General features: G+C 58.9%; 18 protein-coding genes. 7 read left to right on the top strand and 11 right to left on the bottom strand.

Going from position 1 to position 16636, the window contains the following annotated elements:
• Positions 1–20: 20 nt before the first annotated feature.
• The 6 genes from HWX89_RS18715 to HWX89_RS18690 form a co-directional block, all read right to left on the bottom strand.
• On the bottom strand, positions 21–1091 hold the full coding sequence (locus HWX89_RS18715; RefSeq protein WP_138793180.1) for a GGDEF domain-containing protein: 1071 nt from the start codon (positions 1089–1091) through the stop codon (positions 21–23).
• Between the two features lie 380 nt (positions 1092–1471).
• Positions 1472–2698: a molybdopterin molybdotransferase MoeA gene (locus HWX89_RS18710; RefSeq protein WP_138793179.1), complete on the bottom strand. Its 1227-nt coding sequence runs from the start codon at positions 2696–2698 to the stop codon at positions 1472–1474.
• Positions 2698–3189 carry a cyclic pyranopterin monophosphate synthase MoaC gene (gene moaC / locus HWX89_RS18705; protein ID WP_138793178.1) on the bottom strand — a complete coding sequence of 164 codons (492 nt, stop codon included), beginning with the start codon at positions 3187–3189 and terminating at the stop codon, positions 2698–2700. The genes HWX89_RS18710 and moaC overlap by 1 nt, the downstream gene beginning before the upstream one ends.
• A complete protein-coding gene (gene trpC, locus HWX89_RS18700; RefSeq protein WP_138793177.1) occupies positions 3186–4001 on the bottom strand; it encodes an indole-3-glycerol phosphate synthase TrpC in 816 nt (271 codons plus the stop codon). The genes moaC and trpC overlap by 4 nt, the downstream gene beginning before the upstream one ends.
• Positions 4002–4011: 10 nt before the next feature.
• Positions 4012–5025, bottom strand: coding sequence for an anthranilate phosphoribosyltransferase (gene trpD, locus HWX89_RS18695; protein ID WP_138793176.1), 1014 nt, complete (start codon positions 5023–5025; stop codon positions 4012–4014).
• A 17-nt stretch (positions 5026–5042) separates the two neighbouring features.
• A complete protein-coding gene (locus tag HWX89_RS18690) occupies positions 5043–6935 on the bottom strand; it encodes a peptidylprolyl isomerase (RefSeq protein WP_138793175.1) in 1893 nt (630 codons plus the stop codon).
• On the opposite strand from HWX89_RS18690, the gene HWX89_RS18685 reads away from it, so the two are divergent.
• On the top strand, positions 6893–7279 hold the full coding sequence (locus HWX89_RS18685) for a hypothetical protein (RefSeq protein WP_178340803.1): 387 nt from the start codon (positions 6893–6895) through the stop codon (positions 7277–7279). The genes HWX89_RS18690 and HWX89_RS18685 overlap by 43 nt on opposite strands.
• A gap of 174 nt (positions 7280–7453) precedes the next feature.
• On the opposite strand, the gene HWX89_RS26475 is transcribed toward HWX89_RS18685, so the two are convergent.
• A complete protein-coding gene (locus HWX89_RS26475; RefSeq protein ID WP_262522595.1) occupies positions 7454–7588 on the bottom strand; it encodes a hypothetical protein in 135 nt (44 codons plus the stop codon).
• A 43-nt stretch (positions 7589–7631) separates the two neighbouring features.
• Entirely contained in the window at positions 7632–7811 is a 180-nt protein-coding gene (locus tag HWX89_RS18680) for a hypothetical protein (protein WP_138793173.1), read from the bottom strand.
• 442 nt (positions 7812–8253) lie between these two features.
• Here HWX89_RS18680 and coaD point away from each other — a divergent pair, with 442 nt between their 5' ends.
• The 6 genes from coaD to HWX89_RS18650 all read left to right on the top strand — a co-directional run bounded on the left by coaD (position 8254) and on the right by HWX89_RS18650 (position 13449).
• Positions 8254–8748 (top strand): pantetheine-phosphate adenylyltransferase, encoded by a 495-nt coding sequence (gene coaD, locus HWX89_RS18675; RefSeq protein ID WP_178340835.1) that lies wholly within the window; start codon positions 8254–8256, stop codon positions 8746–8748.
• A 29-nt stretch (positions 8749–8777) separates the two neighbouring features.
• The gene (locus HWX89_RS18670; RefSeq protein WP_138793171.1) at positions 8778–9347 is read left to right on the top strand and encodes a peptidylprolyl isomerase; all 570 of its coding nucleotides are present in this window, start codon (positions 8778–8780) and stop codon (positions 9345–9347) included.
• Between the two features lie 11 nt (positions 9348–9358).
• Positions 9359–9868, top strand: a complete 510-nt coding sequence (locus HWX89_RS18665; protein ID WP_138793170.1) for a peptidylprolyl isomerase — start codon at positions 9359–9361, stop codon at positions 9866–9868.
• Between the two features lie 169 nt (positions 9869–10037).
• Positions 10038–11120 (top strand): tRNA preQ1(34) S-adenosylmethionine ribosyltransferase-isomerase QueA, encoded by a 1083-nt coding sequence (gene queA, locus HWX89_RS18660; RefSeq protein WP_138793169.1) that lies wholly within the window; start codon positions 10038–10040, stop codon positions 11118–11120.
• The gene (tgt, locus tag HWX89_RS18655; RefSeq protein WP_138793168.1) at positions 11120–12250 is read left to right on the top strand and encodes a tRNA guanosine(34) transglycosylase Tgt; all 1131 of its coding nucleotides are present in this window, start codon (positions 11120–11122) and stop codon (positions 12248–12250) included. Before queA ends, tgt begins: the two co-directional genes overlap by 1 nt.
• Before the next feature lie 38 nt (positions 12251–12288).
• Entirely contained in the window at positions 12289–13449 is a 1161-nt protein-coding gene (locus HWX89_RS18650; RefSeq protein ID WP_138793167.1) for an aminodeoxychorismate synthase component I, read from the top strand.
• Between the two features lie 94 nt (positions 13450–13543).
• On the opposite strand, the gene HWX89_RS18645 is transcribed toward HWX89_RS18650, so the two are convergent.
• The 3 genes from HWX89_RS18645 to HWX89_RS18635 are packed head-to-tail and all read right to left on the bottom strand — an operon-like array spanning position 13544 to position 16607.
• Complete coding sequence (locus tag HWX89_RS18645; RefSeq protein ID WP_178340834.1) at positions 13544–14821, bottom strand: type III PLP-dependent enzyme; 1278 nt, start codon at positions 14819–14821, stop codon at positions 13544–13546.
• A gap of 8 nt (positions 14822–14829) precedes the next feature.
• Positions 14830–16350 (bottom strand): AMP-binding protein, encoded by a 1521-nt coding sequence (locus tag HWX89_RS18640; protein ID WP_138793166.1) that lies wholly within the window; start codon positions 16348–16350, stop codon positions 14830–14832.
• Positions 16347–16607, bottom strand: a complete 261-nt coding sequence (locus HWX89_RS18635; protein WP_138793165.1) for an acyl carrier protein — start codon at positions 16605–16607, stop codon at positions 16347–16349. The genes HWX89_RS18640 and HWX89_RS18635 overlap by 4 nt, the downstream gene beginning before the upstream one ends.
• Positions 16608–16636: the final 29 nt, after the last annotated feature.

Here is a 16636-nt window from a genome sequence, read left to right as displayed (position 1 = left end):
CTTTTTCGGCGTTCCAGCCTTTATTTCTTGTAGATGAGCCAGTTCTTGCCGACGTAGTTCTTCTGCATGCCCTCTTCAAAAAAGACGGTGCGATTACGGCCCGTTTCCTTGGCATGGTAGAGCGCCGTATCGGCATGGGCGTAGAGCTCGCCGGGATTGTCCGCCTGGGCAGCAGACGCGAAGCCGATCGAAATCGTCACCGGGCCGTAATCGATGCCCGACTTGGAGTGACGGAATGGCGTGCTTTCCAGCGCAAGGCGGATGCGTTCACAGGCCACCATGACTTCTTCAGGCGTATTGCCATCCAGAATAATGGCGAATTCCTCACCGCCGCTTCTGGCGACAAAACCATCCTTGCGCACATTGGCGCGAATGACGGAAGCGACAGTTGCCAGGATCTTGTCACCAACCGGATGACCAAAGGTGTCGTTGATCTTCTTGAAGTGGTCGATATCCAGCAGGGCGAGCGTTGTGTAGTTCAGTCCAAGTGAGCTGTCATAGATGCTGGCAAGCCGGTCGTCGAAAGCGCGACGGTTGGAAAGCCGTGTCAGGGAGTCGGTGTTGGCGATGCGCTTGTATTCGTCCAGCTCCAGACGAACCTGATGCATTTCCTCGGCATGGCGGTTGACGTCGTTGACGGCCTTTTCGCCGTCGACAAGCTTTGTTCCTGTGGCCTCTGCCAGAAGGGCAATGGCGTTTTTCAGGATGTTGGTGCTGGTCGCGTTCTTGTCATCGATGCGCTGGCGCGTCTCGCCGAGAATTCTGTTGTAGTTCTCGATCGAGGATTGTTCGCGACGCAGCGTGTTTAACAGGGCTTCCAGCTCCTGGCGCACGCGCTCCTGCACATCGTCGATCAGTCTGACAGCGCTGGTGTCGAAGTAGTGCGCGCATAGATCGTCCAGCTCTTCCTGCGTTGCCCGGCTGCCGAGTGCCGTGAGATCTCTCGTCAAGGCCGGGTTGGAGCCGATATAGGCTTCGTAGAAAAGCTGGTAGTTACGCGGAATTGGCGAAACGCCCATGCTGCGCATCGCATAGGTGATCTGCGCGGCGATATCAGGCCCCGTCGCCTTCGGCGTGGATACCGTGTTCATCAAGGAACTCCAGTGAGTCTGCTTACTTTAGAGATTATTGTTAGGAAACTTGTTTTGAAAAGCCTAATTTACAGCGAAGTAATTTTTGTTCACTGAATTTATCTTTCGGAATTTGTACTTATTTGACAACGTATAGGTTTTCAAATTTCTTTTCGTTCTTTGGTCGTTTTTCTTGATCGTGCCGTCCGGCAGGTCGTCCGGTTGCAATTGTTCAACAATGCAAGTCTTGCCGTGGACGAAGCTTTGCGGTGGGAGCGCCCACTTACACCGGAACGACCGCATACAACAGAGTGTTCTTTGCGCCGATGATATTTTAAACGATATTATTGGGAAATTTCACCGGCGTTACTGTCGCAGGCAGGTGACATCGTCGGAATGTTTCAGACGTTCTGGGCCCGGAAGCGAATGATAGGGCATTGTGAACCTGCCGCAAGTTCAGGCGCATTGGGTGGACGAACGATCAGGCAGTCGGAATGAGCGAGGATCTTCATCATCGACGAATCCTGCTTGGTGTAGGCTTCGGCAACTGTTTCCTGTCCATCATCGACGATCAGCCGGGCGCGAACATAGTCCTGACGGTGATCGTTTGCCTTGAGCGCGGTTGCGGTCGTCGCGACGCCCATTCGCGGCATGGGGGCAAGACGGGCGATCTTGCGGACCAGCGGCTCCAGGAACAGCAGGCTGCAGACAAGGCTTGCCACGGGATTTCCCGGCAGGCCGAGAACCTGCATGTCGCCGATCGCCCCAACCATCAACGGCTTTCCGGGCCGCATGGCAATGCGCCAGAAATCGAGCTGCATGCCTTCGGCCTTCAAGGCGGCCTGCACAAGATCATGGTCGCCGACAGATGCGCCGCCAAGTGTCACGAGAACATCCGCCTTTGCGGCGATTGCCTTGCTGATTGCCGCACGGATCAAGGTATCGTCGTCAGGAATGATGCCGAGATCGAGAACGTCCGCGCCTGCATTTTTGGCAAGGGCCGAGACACCGAATGTGTTCGAGGCGATGATCTGAGCCGGGTTCGGGCTGCTTCCGGGCGGCAACAGTTCGTCGCCGGTGGCGAGGATGGCGATCAGCGGCTTGCGGTAGACGGCAAGTTTCGCGTGGTTCATTGCCGCCGCAACCGTCAATGCGGTGAAATCGAGCTGACGCCCGGCTGCAAGAACGGTTTCACCTTCGGCAAAATCCTGCCCGCGCGGGCGAATATGCTGTCCGACCCTGACTTCGAACGTCGTTCGAATCCTGTTCTCGTCGAGACGGTCGGCGTCTTCCTGAATGAGAATGGCGTCTGCACCTTTCGGCACGGGCGCGCCGGTGAAGATGCGGACGGCTTCGCCATGGCCGAGCGTTCCCTCAAATGCATGTCCGGCGGCAGCCTGGCCAATGACGGTCAGAACGGAGCCGATGGCCGGGGTATCAGCGGCGCTGAGCGCATAACCGTCCATGGCCGACGCATCGAAAGGTGGCTGGGTGAGAAGGGCAGGCAGATCGGCAGCCAGAACCCGACCGTCGCACACCGACAGCGGCAGCAACTCGCTTTCCGTAACGGGAGCCGCCGCATCCAGAAGGCGGGCCTTGGCATCGTCAACGGGCAGCAGCGGTTTCATCAGGGTTCCTCGCGCCAGAAATCGCCGGATTTTCCGCCGCTTTTTTCAACGAGGCGAATGTTGATGATTTCCATCGCCTTGTCGGCGGCTTTCGCCATGTCATAGATCGTCAGGCAGGCGACGGAGACGGCAGTCAGCGCCTCCATCTCTACGCCGGTTTTTCCCGTCAGCTTCGCCATCGCCTCGACGCGCAGGCCGGGCAGGGCGCTGTCTTCGGTGATGTCTACCGCCACCTTGGTCAACATCAGCGGGTGGCACAACGGTATGAGACTTGCGGTCTGTTTGGCAGCCATGATGCCGGCCAGCCTTGCCGTACCAATGACATCACCTTTCTTGGCGTTGCCTTCACGGATCAGGGCAAGTGTTTCCGGCTTCATTTTTACGAAACCTTCGGCGATGGCGACACGGACCGTTTCGGCCTTGTCGCCAACGTCGACCATATGCGCCTCGCCGGACGCATCGATATGGGTCAGCTTGCCGTCGCCGCTCATTCTGCGGCCAGAACGCCGGTCTTGCCTGTCAGCAACGCCACGGTTGCCGCCGTCACGTCGTCCTTGCGCATCAGGCTTTCGCCAACCAGGAAGGTGCTGATGCCGCTCTTTTCGAGACGCTTGCAATCCTCGAAGGTGAAGATGCCGCTTTCACCCACCAAAAGCTTGTCGGCGGGCACGAGACCGGCCAGCTTCTCGCTGGTTTCGAGGCTGACCTCGAAGGTCCGCAGATTGCGGTTGTTGATGCCAAGCAGGGGTGAGGACAGCTTCAGTGCCCGTTCGGTCTCCTCGGCGTCGTGCACTTCCACCAGCACATCCATGCCGAGCGCGAGCGCTTCGTCTTCAAGGCGTTTCGCGTCATCGTCCGACAGCGAGGCCATGATCAGCAGAATGCAGTCGGCGCCCCAGGCGCGGGCTTCATGCACCTGGTAGGTGTCGAACATGAAATCCTTGCGCAGTGCCGGCAACGCGCAGGCATTGCGTGCCGCGGTCAGGAATTCCGGTGCACCCTGAAAGCTTGGCGTATCGGTCAGGACGGAGAGACAGGCAGCGCCACCAGCTTCATAGGCTGCGGCGAGCGCCGGCGGATTGAAGTCCGGACGGATCAGGCCCTTGGACGGGCTTGCCTTCTTGATCTCGGCAATCAGCCCGAACTTGCCTTCCGCCTGCTTTGCCCGCAACGCCTTGTAAAAACCGCGTGGTGCGGTCTGGTCTGCGGCCATCGCCTTCAGTTCCGCAACCGGAACCTTTGCCTTGGCGGCGGCGATTTCTTCCAGCTTGTAAGCTTCGATCTTCTTCAGAATGTCGCTCATGGTGCGGCTCTCATTCCTCGTTGGAAACGGCGACCAGGCGGTCGAGTGCGGCGGCAGCCTTGCCGTCATCGAGTGCAGCGGATGCGATCTTCATGGCATCGCCAAGCGTTTCCGCCTTGCCGGCGATCACCAGCGATGCGGCAGCGTTGCAGAGCGAAACGTCGCGATAGGCGTTGCGCTTGCCGGAGAGAACTTCGCGCAGGGCAGCCGCGTTGGCAATGCCGTCGCCGCCCTTTAGGTCGTCCATTTTCGCTACGTCGACACCGAAATCCTTCGGCGTCAGATCAAAGGTGCGGATCTTGCCGTTTTCCAGTGCTGCAACATGGGTGACGCCTGTGGTGGTCACTTCATCCATGCCATCGCCGTGGACAACCCAGATGCTTTCCGAACCGAGGTCACGCAGCACTTCGGCCAGCGGCACCAGCCAACGGAGCGAGAAGACGCCGAGCAGCTGGCGTTTTGCGCCTGCCGGGTTGGACAGCGGGCCGAGCAGGTTGAACACCGTGCGTGTGCCAAGCTCGACGCGGGTCGGACCGACATGGCGCATGGCCGAGTGGTGCAGCTGCGCAAACATGAAGCCGAGACCGGCTTCGGCAATGCAGCGTGCAATCATGTCAGGGCCGATATCGAGCTTCACGCCGAGCGCGGAAAGCGCATCGGCCGTACCGGATTTTGAGCTCAGCGCCCGGTTGCCGTGCTTTGCCACCGGTACGCCCGTGCCGGCAACAATGATCGAAGCCAGGGTCGAGATGTTGTAGGTGCCGATGCCGTCGCCGCCCGTGCCGACGATATCGATGGCGTCCGCAGGCGCCTTGACTGGCAACATGCGCGCCCGCATCGATGACACCGCGCCGACGATTTCGTCGACCGTTTCACCGCGAACGCGCAGCGCCATCAGAAATGCGCCGATCTGCGACGGGGTGGCCTCACCGGACATCAGGATGTCGAAAGCCGCTCGCGATTCTTCGCGGTTGAGGCTTTCCCCGTTGGCGACCTTGGCAATCAGCGGCTTCAGTTCGGCCATGTGTTCAAGCCTCCCGCTTAGAAGCCGACCATCGCCTGATCGGCGAGGGGCTGATTGATGGTGACACCATAATCGTTCTGCAGACGGTTGACCATCTGGTCGAGCATGTCGTCGCCGGCTGCCGAGGCAATGGCCGTCAACTGCTGGTCATCGTTGGTCAGCGCATCTGCCGGTGCATTGGCGTCGACGGATGTGACCTTGAAGAGAATGCGGCTGGAGCCATCAGCATCCGCGGCTGCGCCGACCATGCCGTCGCCACCGGAGAATACAGCGGCGATCGTCTGCTGACCGAAGATCGCGTCCTCGCCGTTGCGGCGCAGGCCCGACTTCTGCTCGACGGCAAGGCCGAGTTCGCCAGCAATGGTTTCCAGCGTTTCGCTCTTTTCGACGCGTGCCTTCAGCTCGTCCGCCTTGGCGGCAAGTGCCGTGCGCTGCTGCTCTGCCGTCCAGTCGGCGACGACATCGTCACGGACTTCGGCCAGCGTGCGGTCGCGGGCTGCGATGATTTCATCGACGTCGAACCAAATGTAGCCTTCGCGACCAAGGTTGATCGGCAGCGCTTCTGTACCTGGCTCGGTCTTGAACACGTCAGAAACGAGCTGCGGGGAGGGCAGACCCTGAATGGTGTCGCCCTTTTCGTCGAGGCCGGAGGCATCGGCGGCAGCGATGGTGACGGGCTTGAGGTTCAGTTCCTTGGCGGCGTCGGCAAGCGAGGAGCCGCCTGCGCGCAGGTCTTCGTAACGGTCATGAACGTTGGTGATTTCTTCAGCCGCGGCAGCGGTTGCGAGATCCTTGCGGATTTCCTCTTTCGATTCATCCAGCGTCTTGGTCGTTTCCGGCGTGATGCCGGTAACGCGCAGAACGACCGGACCAAATGCACCTTCGACGACCCGCGTTACGCCGCCATCCTTCTGAACGGCAAAGACCGCATCGGCCAGCGCCGGATCAGGAACGGTGTCGCGGGTGAATTCGCCGAGCATCACGTCAGACGCCGTTTTGCCCTGATCCTTGACGACCTGGTCATAGGTGGTGTTGCCAAGGCGGATCTGCTCTGCGGCAGCTTCGGCCATTTCCTTGTTCGGGAAGGTGAGCTGCTCGACGGTGCGGCGACCGGCGGTGCGGAAGCTGTCCTTGTGGCTGTCGTAATATTCGGTGATCTGGGCGTCGGTGATCGCGGTCGGATCGGCAATATCCGATGGCTCAAGCTTAACATAGGTGAATTTGCGGAATTCCGGAGCGCGATATTTCGACTTGTTGGTTTCGAACCACGGCGTCAGCACGTCGTCGCCCGGTGCCTTGACCGGAGGAATGACGGCGTTGGAGAGGATCACATAATCCACCGAACGCTGTTCGTGGCGATATTGCTTGAGCGCGTCCACCAGGACCTGCGGCGCCTTGAAGCCATCGGACACGGCTTCGACGATCTGGCTACGAACCGCAACCTTGCTGCGCTCCTTGATGTAATCATCCTCGCGGAAACCGGAGTTGCGCAGACGCTCGCTGAACAGATTGCGGTCAAACTGGCCGTTGACCGACTTGAAGGCGGGGTCTTCGGCGATGAGGTTGGCAAGCCGGTCTTCGGACAGGCCGAGGTTCATCTTCGAGGCCAGTTCGTCCAGAGCCGCGCCTGCGGCCAGCTGGCTGAAGACCTGACGGTCAATGCCGAAGGCCTTGGCCTGTTCGGTCGTCAGACGTGTGCCGAACTGGCGGCTCAGGTCGGAAATCTGCCGCTGGTAAGCGAGACGGAATTCCTCCGGGCCAACCGTCTGGTCGCCAACGGTCACCACCGCGTGGGAATTCGACGTGACAAGCGATGCGGAGACACCCCAGATGCCGAAAGAAACAACAAGCAGGAGAAGCAGCAGCTTTGCTGCCATGGTTCGAGAAGCATTTCTCAGGGAATCGAGCATCGTTATGCAAACCTCAAAAGAACATCGTTTGCCACTCAGGCGCCAAGCGTGCTGGTCAAAGCGACGCGAAAACACCGGGCATGGCCGCAGCGGCGTTCATAGCCGGCTGCACCGTATCGGGGTTCCTTAAAACAATCCAAACGGAAATTGAAGGGAATTTCCCTTGGAAAAACGGGGTTTGGCAAAAACGGTTCTGTGATCTCACCCGGCAAGCGCTGTCGTTCTCCCGGCAAAAGGCGGCTGCCGGCGCAGCCGTCGCATCGTTTCTTGCTGCTTGTGAGCGCTTCCAGCGTCGTTATTTCGCTGTCGAATATAAACCCGAATTCACCAAGCCATTGGCATGAATGGGTTTTTCGGTATGCAGGTGCGCATCGATCGGTGGCTGAGATCAGGAGGCAGGGGCATTGCTCGCATTCGGAGGCAGGGTTGGCCGGCGCTGCTGCCGATGACAAAACATAACCGCCCGGAAATCCGGACGGTCGAATAAGAATCACGTTGCTGTCGCGCTCAGGTTCTCGTCAGAAGACCCGGTTGCGCTTCATGGCTTCTTTCAAATCCTCGCCTTCACGCCGCATTTCTGCGACGGCAGAGACCATGGAAGCCACGAACATAAGGCTGATGAGGGCAAGAAGCGCTGTCAGTACTGTGGTCATGGCATGTCTCCGTTTTCTTAGACGGGGGATTGAGCCTCAATTATCAGTAGTAGTTCATGTACTGATAGCGGGCGGTGAGTTGCGGATATTCCGGGCCCTGATGTTCGGCCTTCTGTTCATAAAGGCTAAACGTTGTTGCCACCATCGCGATGACCAGCATTGTCCAGGCGGTGCTGATGACGCTGATTTTCGCCGAGGTAGACTGTTTTTCTTTTACAAACATCTGTCCATTCCTTGTTCATTTGATCCGAACGCGCCATGTCCATGCATGTTCCGCGTCAATCATAAAAATCGATTAGCATCGCGCCTCTGAAACTTCCTTGAATGGCTTGTTCATCTGGCGTTCAGAAAACCGGCTCCTTACGTCAATCGAGAAAAAGGTACTCGGCTGCGAATGACGTGACGATCGATAGAACGATCATGAAAGCCAGCATGTTTGTTTCTCCAGGTGCTCAACGAGCGAAAGTGCCTTTCGGTTTCCCGATGCTGCTGATTTAAATGAATGGCTCTGAAACGCCCCTGAACACGCCATTCATATGCCGTTCAGGGCGCTGATGGGGTGGGCGAAAACGGCAAATGTCTTGCGCCGCGCCGCTTGCCGTGACAAAAGGCGGCTCAACAATGCCGTGTATCGGCGCCAGTCCCGGCGAAGTATCGAGAGCGATATGACGATTGCCTTTTATCCCGGATCGTTCGATCCGATGACCAACGGACATCTGGATGTGTTGATCCAGGCGTTGAACGTTGCATCGAAGGTGATCGTTGCCGTCGGTGTTCACCCTGGCAAGGCGCCGATGTTCTCGTTCGACGAGCGGGCCGCATTGATCAAGCAGGCGCTTGCCGAAAGCCTTCCCAACGAGGCGGCCCGGATGGACGTCGTCTCCTTTGACAATCTTGTCGTCGATGCTGCCCGCCAGCATGGCGCGCGGCTTTTGCTGCGCGGCCTGCGCGATGGCACCGACCTCGATTACGAAATGCAGATGGCCGGCATGAACCGCCAGATGGCGCCGGACATTCAGACCGTATTCCTGCCTGCCGGTTCGTCGTCGCGACCCATTACGGCCACATTGGTCCGCCAGATCGCCGCGATGGGCGGCAATGTGGAAGCCTTCGTTCCGAAAGCCGTGCTCAAAGCCCTTAACAGCAAGCTGAAACGTTAGTTTCAGTGTCATATCTGGGAGCCAATTCAATGAAACTGCTGAAGTTTGCCTTTGCAGGCACCATGTTTGTCGGCGCACTCACCGCCAGCACGCTCGCCTCCGCTGCCGAAACGCTGACCATTCAGCTCAAGGACGGCCCGGTTGTTATCGAGCTGATGCCTGATGTTGCGCCGAAGCATGTGGCGCAGATCGAGGCGCTGGCAAAGAAGGGCGCTTACGACAACGTTGCCTTCCACCGCGTCATCGACGGTTTCATGGCGCAGACCGGCGACGTGCAGTTCGGCAATATGGAAAAGGGCTTTAGTGCCCAGCGCGCCGGCACCGGCGGCTCCGATCTGCCGGATATCAAGGCCGAGTTTTCCAAGGTTCCGTTTGAGCGCGGCACCGTCGGTATGGCCCGTTCGCAGGACCCGAATTCCGCCAATTCGCAATTCTTCATCATGTTTGCCGAAGGCGCTTTCCTCAACGGTCAGTACACCGTCGTCGGCAAGGTCGTATCCGGCATGGAAGCCGTCGATAAGATCAAGCGTGGTCAAGGCGGCAATGGCGAAGTTTCCAACCCCGACCGGATGATCAAAGTCACCGTCGGAAATAAGTAAGGAGAGATATCATGGCCGAGATCAAAGATCCGGAAAACACCCTCATCGTGGAAACGACGGCTGGCAAGGTCGTCATCCAGTTGCTTCCGGACGTTGCTCCGGGTCACGTTGCCCGCATCAAGGAACTGGTTTCCGAAGGTGCTTATGACGGCGTCGTGTTCCACCGCGTCATCGAAGACTTCATGGCCCAGACCGGCGACGTCAAGTTCGGCAAGAAGGGTTCCGAGAGCTTCAACCCGGCGCGTGCCGGCATGGGCGGCTCCGACAAGCCGGACCTGAAGGCTGAGTTCTCCGCAGTTCCGCACGTTCGCGGCACCTGCTCGATGGCTCGTTCGCAGAGCCCGAACTCTGCAAACTCGCAGTTCTTCATCTGCTTCACCGACGCACCATGGCTGAACAAGCAGTACACCGTCTGGGGCCAGGTCATTGAAGGCATGGAATCCATCGACAAGGTAAAGCGCGGCGAGCCGGTGAAAGATCCCGACTCCATCGTTTCCATCCGTCTTGCATCCGCAGCCTGAGCTCAGGATATAGACGTTTGACCGCTTAGGGCGCCGTGCATCCGCTGGGATGCACGGCGCTCTCACTTGTTAAATCCTGGCATCGCGCTTTCGGACAATCGGTTCCGACGTTGGCGTGATGCAGCGGCGGCGACTGCCGGACAGGTTTTTGAACTTCAAGAGCACCATCATGCGCGTAGACCTTTTCGATTTTGATCTTCCCGAGGAAAATATTGCCCTTCGCCCGGCCAATCCGCGCGACAGTGCGCGCCTGCTCGTGGTTGATCCGAATACGGACCGCATGACGGATCACAATGTGTTCGATCTGCCGTCATTTCTGAAGCCCGGCGATGCGCTGGTGTTCAATGACACACGCGTCATTCCCGCCCAGCTTGAAGGTGTGCGGCTGCGTGAAGGCGCGCAGGAAACACCGGTTTCCGCAACGCTGCACATGCGTGCCGATGCCAGCCGCTGGAAGGCGTTTGCCCGTCCGGGCAAGCGCATCAAGCAGGGCGATCGCATCCGCTTTGGTTATGAGCGCGACAATGCCTGCGGTCTGGCCTTCCTTGAGGCGACTGTTGAGGAAAAGGGCGACGAGGGTGAAATCACCCTGTTGTTCGACGTATCGGGCCCGGTCCTCGATGAAGCGATTGCCTCCGTCGGCCATATTCCGCTGCCGCCTTACATCGCCGCCAAACGGCCCGAAGACGCGCAGGACCAGACCGATTACCAGACCATCTATGCCCGTGAAAAAGGCGCGGTTGCCGCGCCGACGGCTGGTCTTCATTTTACGCCTGCATTGTTCGAGGCGCTCGACAAGGCCGGTATCGAACGGCATTTCGTGACGCTGCACGTTGGTGCGGGCACGTTCCTGCCGGTCAAGGCTGACGACACCGACGATCACAAGATGCATCTGGAGATCGGTTACGTCTCGCAGGAGACGGCCGACAAGCTCAATGCCGTGAAGGCGAGGGGCGGGCGCATCATCTGTGTCGGCACGACCTCGCTTCGCCTGATCGAAAGTGCGGCGGCCGAAGACGGTCAGATCAAGCCGTGGTCTGCCGCAACCGGCATCTTCATCACGCCGGGTTATCGCTTCAGGGCGGTCGATATCCTGATGACGAATTTTCACCTGCCGAAATCCACGCTGTTCATGCTGGTTTCGGCCTTTAGCGGGTTGGAAACGATGCGGGCGGCCTATGCCCATGCCATCGAAACCGGCTACCGTTTCTATTCCTATGGCGATTCCAGCCTGCTGTTCCGGAAAAACTGATGCACGAGAACTTTACCTTCACCCTGAAAGCAACCAGTGGCGGCGCCCGCCTCGGCGAAGTGGCGATGCCGCGCGGTGTCATCCGCACGCCGGCCTTCATGCCGGTCGGTACTGTCGGTACCGTCAAGGCCATGTATCTGGACCAGGTGCGCGAGCTTGGCGCCGACATCATTCTCGGCAATACCTATCACCTGATGCTGCGTCCCGGCCCGGAGCGCGTGGCGCGGCTTGGCGGTCTGCATGAGCTGATCCGCTGGCCGCATCCGATCCTGACCGATTCCGGCGGTTTCCAGGTCATGTCGCTGTCCGGTCTGCGCAAGCTCGACGAGAAGGGCGTGACCTTCAAAAGCCACGTCGATGGCTCGCTGCACCACATGTCACCGGAACGTTCCATTGAAATTCAGGGCCTGCTGGATTCCGATATCCAGATGCAGCTCGACGAATGCATTGCGCTGCCGGCCGAGCGCAAGGAAATCGAACGCGCCATGGAAATGTCGCTGCGCTGGGCCGAACGCTGCCGCGTTGCCTTCGGTGAGCAGCCGGGCAAGGCGATGTTCGGCATCGTGCAGGGTGGCGACCAGCCGGATCTGCGCATTCGCTCCGCCGAAGGTCTGAAGCAGCTTGACCTCAAGGGTTATGCTGTTGGCGGTCTCGCCGTTGGCGAGCCGCAGGACGTGATGCTTGGCATGCTCGATATCACGCTGCCGGTTCTGCCGAGCGAAAAGCCGCGTTACCTGATGGGGGTCGGCACGCCTGATGATATTCTGAAGTCGGTGGCACGCGGCATCGACATGTTCGACTGCGTGATGCCGACCCGGTCGGGTCGTCACGGTCTGGCATTTACCCGTCGCGGCAAGGTCAACATCCGCAATGCCCGCCATGCCGAAGACATGCGCCCGCTGGACGAGCAGTCCAATTGCCCGGCCTCGCGCGACTATTCCCGCGCTTACCTGCACCATCTGGTGCGCGCCAACGAAGCGCTGGGCGGCATGCTGCTCTCCTGGCACAATCTTGCCTATTATCAGGAGCTGATGCAGGGTATTCGCAAGTCGATCGAAGAAGGCCGCTTTGCCGATTTCTATGCGGAAACCATAGAAATGTGGGCGAGAGGCGACATCGATCCGGTCTGACCCTTCGCTCCCCATCGCTGCAGTTCGGACGCCCTGGCTTGGCAAACGCGCCTTATGTTCTTTTCCGGGATGATTCCACCGGTACGGTGACGGCGTTCACCGAACCGGAAGAGATCATTTTTGCGGACGAGCCAGAGGCGTTTTTTGCAGCGCTGCAGCGCATGGAAACGCTCAGAAAGAGCGGAAAGTATCTTGCCGGTTACATATCTTATGAAGCCGGCTACCTATTTGAGCCCAAACTTACGACTTTTGCCCAGACGGATCGCAAGGTGCCGCTTCTCCTGTTCGGGGTGTTTTCCGGGCCACACGAAAACGATAGCCGATTCGACCGTCCGGTGAACATACCAGCGGCGGACGCGTTACTTTCCGATCCACGCCCGGCCTGGACGCTTTCCGAATATCGCGAGCGGTTCGACCGTCTGCACATGCATCTGCGCAAAGGCGATTGTTATCAGGGCAATCTGACAATGCCGGTACATGCACGCTGGTCCGGTGATCCCCTGACCGCCTTCTGGTCGTTGATCGAGCGGCAACCGGTCAAATACGGTGCCCTGGTCGATCTCGGCGGCCCCGTCGTCCTGTCCCGTTCGCCTGAACTGTTCTTCTCGGTCGATGGAGAGGGATGGATCGAAACGCACCCGATGAAGGGCACGACCCCGCGCGGAGCATCGGAAGCGGAAGACAGGGCGATCATCGCGGCGATGCTTGAGGACGAAAAGACGCTGGCCGAAAACCGCATGATCGTCGATCTGCTGCGCAACGACATTTCCCGGATTACCGAAGTCGGCAGTCTGGATGTTCCGAAGCTGTTCGAAATCGAGACCTATCCCACCGTGCATCAGATGGTCAGCCATGTGCGGGCAAAACTCCTGCCAGACATGACGGTCGAAGATATTTTCTCGGCGCTGTTTCCCTGTGGTTCGGTTACCGGCGCTCCGAAAATGTGGGCCATGAAGATCCTGCATGATCTGGAGCAGACACCCCGAGACGTCTATTGCGGCGCGATTGGCGTCATGTCTCCGAGTGGAGAGATGCGGTTCTCCGTGGCAATCCGCACCATGACGCTGTTTGAAGATGGCAACGCCACCTTCAATGTCGGCGGCGGCATTGTCTTCGATTCCGAGGCAGAGGCGGAATATGCGGAATGCCTGCTGAAATCCCGATTTGCCGTCGGGGACAGATTGTTGCAGGGGCGATAAGCGGAAGCTTTTTGTCTTCTCGCTGTTGGTCTGTGAATAAGCTCGGTATCTTTCCGTAGCCTATCTCTCTTCGGTCATTACTAGCTTGTGTCGACTAACGCTCGATCGCCTCAAACGCGCCATTGTCCACCAGAACTTCCGTCGCATGGGGGTGGCTGAGGAAGCCAGCAGGGCTTGCGCTGGCGCCATAGGCGCCCGATTGCAGGAAAGCGACTAGGTCGCCAGCCTTCAGTTTTGGCAGGGCGGCGTTGCGGGCGAGGGTGTCGAGCGGGGTGCAGAGCGGGCCGACGACAGTTGCGGTTTCATCGCATGTCTCGCGCATCCTGGCTGGAGCCACGATGGGATAATTGCGCTTGACGATCTGGCCGAGATTGCCCGATGCAGCCAGATGATGATGCATGCCACCATCGGTGACAAGGAATGTGGTACCGCGCGAGACTTTCACCGAATTGATCTCGCAGACATAAATGCCCGCCGGTCCAACCAGATAACGGCCGGGTTCGACAATCACCCGTGTCGCCGCAAGGTTCGGATCGCCGGCAAGCATGGCTTTGAGATCGGCAATCGCAGACGCGACAACGCTGAGGTCAAGCGGCGTCTCCCCGGTGAAATAGGGGATGCCCAATCCGCCGCCGAGATCAATTGTTTCAAGCGGTTTGCCGAGCATGGCCGCAACGCGGCCGCCGAGCGTGACAGCATGTCTCCACTGGGAGACAAGTGCGTCCGCATCGAGAATCTGCGTGCCGCCATAAACGTGGATGCCGACGAGATCGACATTCGGCGCTGTATTGAAAAGCGGCAGAATGGTTTCGAGTTCTTCCTCATCGAAACCGAAAGCGGTCGCCTTGCCGCCCATACGCATGGCACCGGCCTGCGCATCCGGCACCGGGTTGATGCGGATCGAAACCTTGACCGGCTTGCCGATGGCCTTGAGGCGGGCGATTTCTTCAGCGCTCTCGACGTGTATCTCGCCGATGCCGCCATCGATCACGGCACGCAACTCGCTTTCACGTTTGCCGGGACCGGCAAAGATGATGTGTTGAGGCGGGACTCCAGCCTTCAGTGCAGCGTGATATTCGCCGATCGACGCGATCTCGGCACCAGCACCCTGGCCATGAAATAGCGCGATGACGGCTGGCAGCGGGTTGGCTTTGACCGAATAATAGATGTCGGCAAACCCGTTCAGCGCCGCCTGCAGATCAGCATAGGTCCGGCGCATGACAGCGGCGTCGTAGATGAAGGCGGGTGTTCCGGTCCTGGCAACGATGTCGCCAATCGGCACGCCACTGGCAAAAAGATCGTTTCCCTTTACCTCGAACCATGCGGAAGCAATGTCCGGGCCGTGGTTTGCAGTCTTGTCCGTGGGCGCCATCGTACCGTCTATTTGTCTGTCCGTTCGCGCACCAAGGCGCGATAATCGACCTTGCCGTTTGCTGTCACCGGAAGCTGATCGACCAGTTCAATGGCGCGCGGGATCATGAAGGGGGCGAGCATTTCCGCAGCTTTTCTGAGTGCCGCGGAAACATCGATGTTCTGGTTGGCTGCTGTTGCCACGGCATGCACCTTTTCCCCCGCGAAGGGGTCTGGTAGGCCAATCACCGCAACCTGATGGAAGAGACCTGTCGACATCAGGCTTTCTTCCACCTCGGTCGGGCTGATGCGATAACCGGATGATTTGATCATCGCGTCATTGCGGGCAACGAAACTGAAAAAGCCGTCTTCGTCTTCAATCGCCAGATCGCCGGAGTAACATACCGTTTCGCCGCCCTGGGTGACGGGAATGAAGGGGTGAGGTCGCAGCACCTTGGCGGTGTCTTCCGGCCGGTTCCAGTATCCCATGGATACCGTCGGGCCGCGATGAACGAGAATTCCGGGTTCACCGGGTTTTGCGCGTTGTCCTTCGGCGGTGACAATGAAGATCTCGCATTCCGGAATGGCCTTGCCGATGGAGGTCGGGCGGATGTCGATTTCTTCCGGTGGCAGGTAAGTGGACCGGAATGCTTCGGTCAGACCATACATCAGGAAGATTTTCGTGTCGGGCAGCTTGTCCCGCAGTGCCTTGACGGTTTCGGAGGGAACACGCCCGCCGGAATTGGTGACGTAACGCAGATGCGGCAGCGGCGTTTTGGCAAGAAGCGGTGCGGCACGCGTCAGGATCGCCCACACGGTCGGCACGCCTGCAAGTGCAGTAATCTCGTTGTCACGCAATGCCTTGACGATATCGTCGCCCAGTCTGAACGTCGAGATCACCGTGACCGCGCCCTGTTCCACCGCGGTAAGCAGCTGGTTCAGGCCATAGTCGAAGCTGAAAGGCAGGATCGAAAGGATACGATCTCTTTCGGTGATTTCCAGATAGGTGCGTACGATGCGCGCACCAGCCAGAAGGTTCCGGTGCGAAAGCATGACGCCCTTGGGCGAACCGGTTGAGCCCGATGTATAGAGGATTGCGGCAAGGTCCTCGCCAATTGCGGCAGAGGGTTTTGTGCCGAGATCCTGACGGGCGTCGATCTCTTCAGCCAGAAGAACCGTGACATCCGAAAGCCCTGTCAGGGCGGCGTCCAGTTCCGCACGCATCTCGGTGCTGCCGATAACGAGTTTTGCGCCGCAATCCTGCACGATATGGCGGATTTGAGGAGCCTTCAGCAACGCATTGACCGGGACGAAGACGCCGGAGGCGGCGCTGACACCGAAGATCGACCAGCATTCCTCAAGGCCGCGTGGCAAGAAGACGACCACACGGTCGCCGCGCTGCAATCCCTTCTCCCGCAGCGCTGCCGCACAGCGCGCCGTTGCCAAGGCAAATTCGCGGTACGTCAGCGATTTTCCATTGTGGGCAAGCGCCTGGCGGTCATTGTCCGCTTGCGCGTCCAGCAGATGATGCAGGAGGTAGGATGGTTTCATCTCTTTTCCCGCACGACGAAAGCGATGAGTTCTGCGGGCGTGCCGAGGTTGTCAGGGGTGAAATGTTCATCCTCAAGCAGGATGCCAAACGTCTCGCCCAGAAACACCATGAGTTCCAGGAAACCGAGAGAATCGATCACACCACCTTCGAGAAGCGGGGTATCGGCGCTGAAGGGCGCAGATGCTGGAAAACGTTGTGCGAGATAGTCGTAAATCGTTTCCGCAACATCGCGCTCGTTCAATTTCGCTGCAAGCATATCAAGTCTCCGATTTCCCGTCGTTACCT

It is taken from the genome of Rhizobium sp. RM (assembly GCF_013390595.1).
Lineage (GTDB): Bacteria > Pseudomonadota > Alphaproteobacteria > Rhizobiales > Rhizobiaceae > Agrobacterium.
This window is presented reverse-complemented; position numbering and strand designations above follow the sequence as displayed.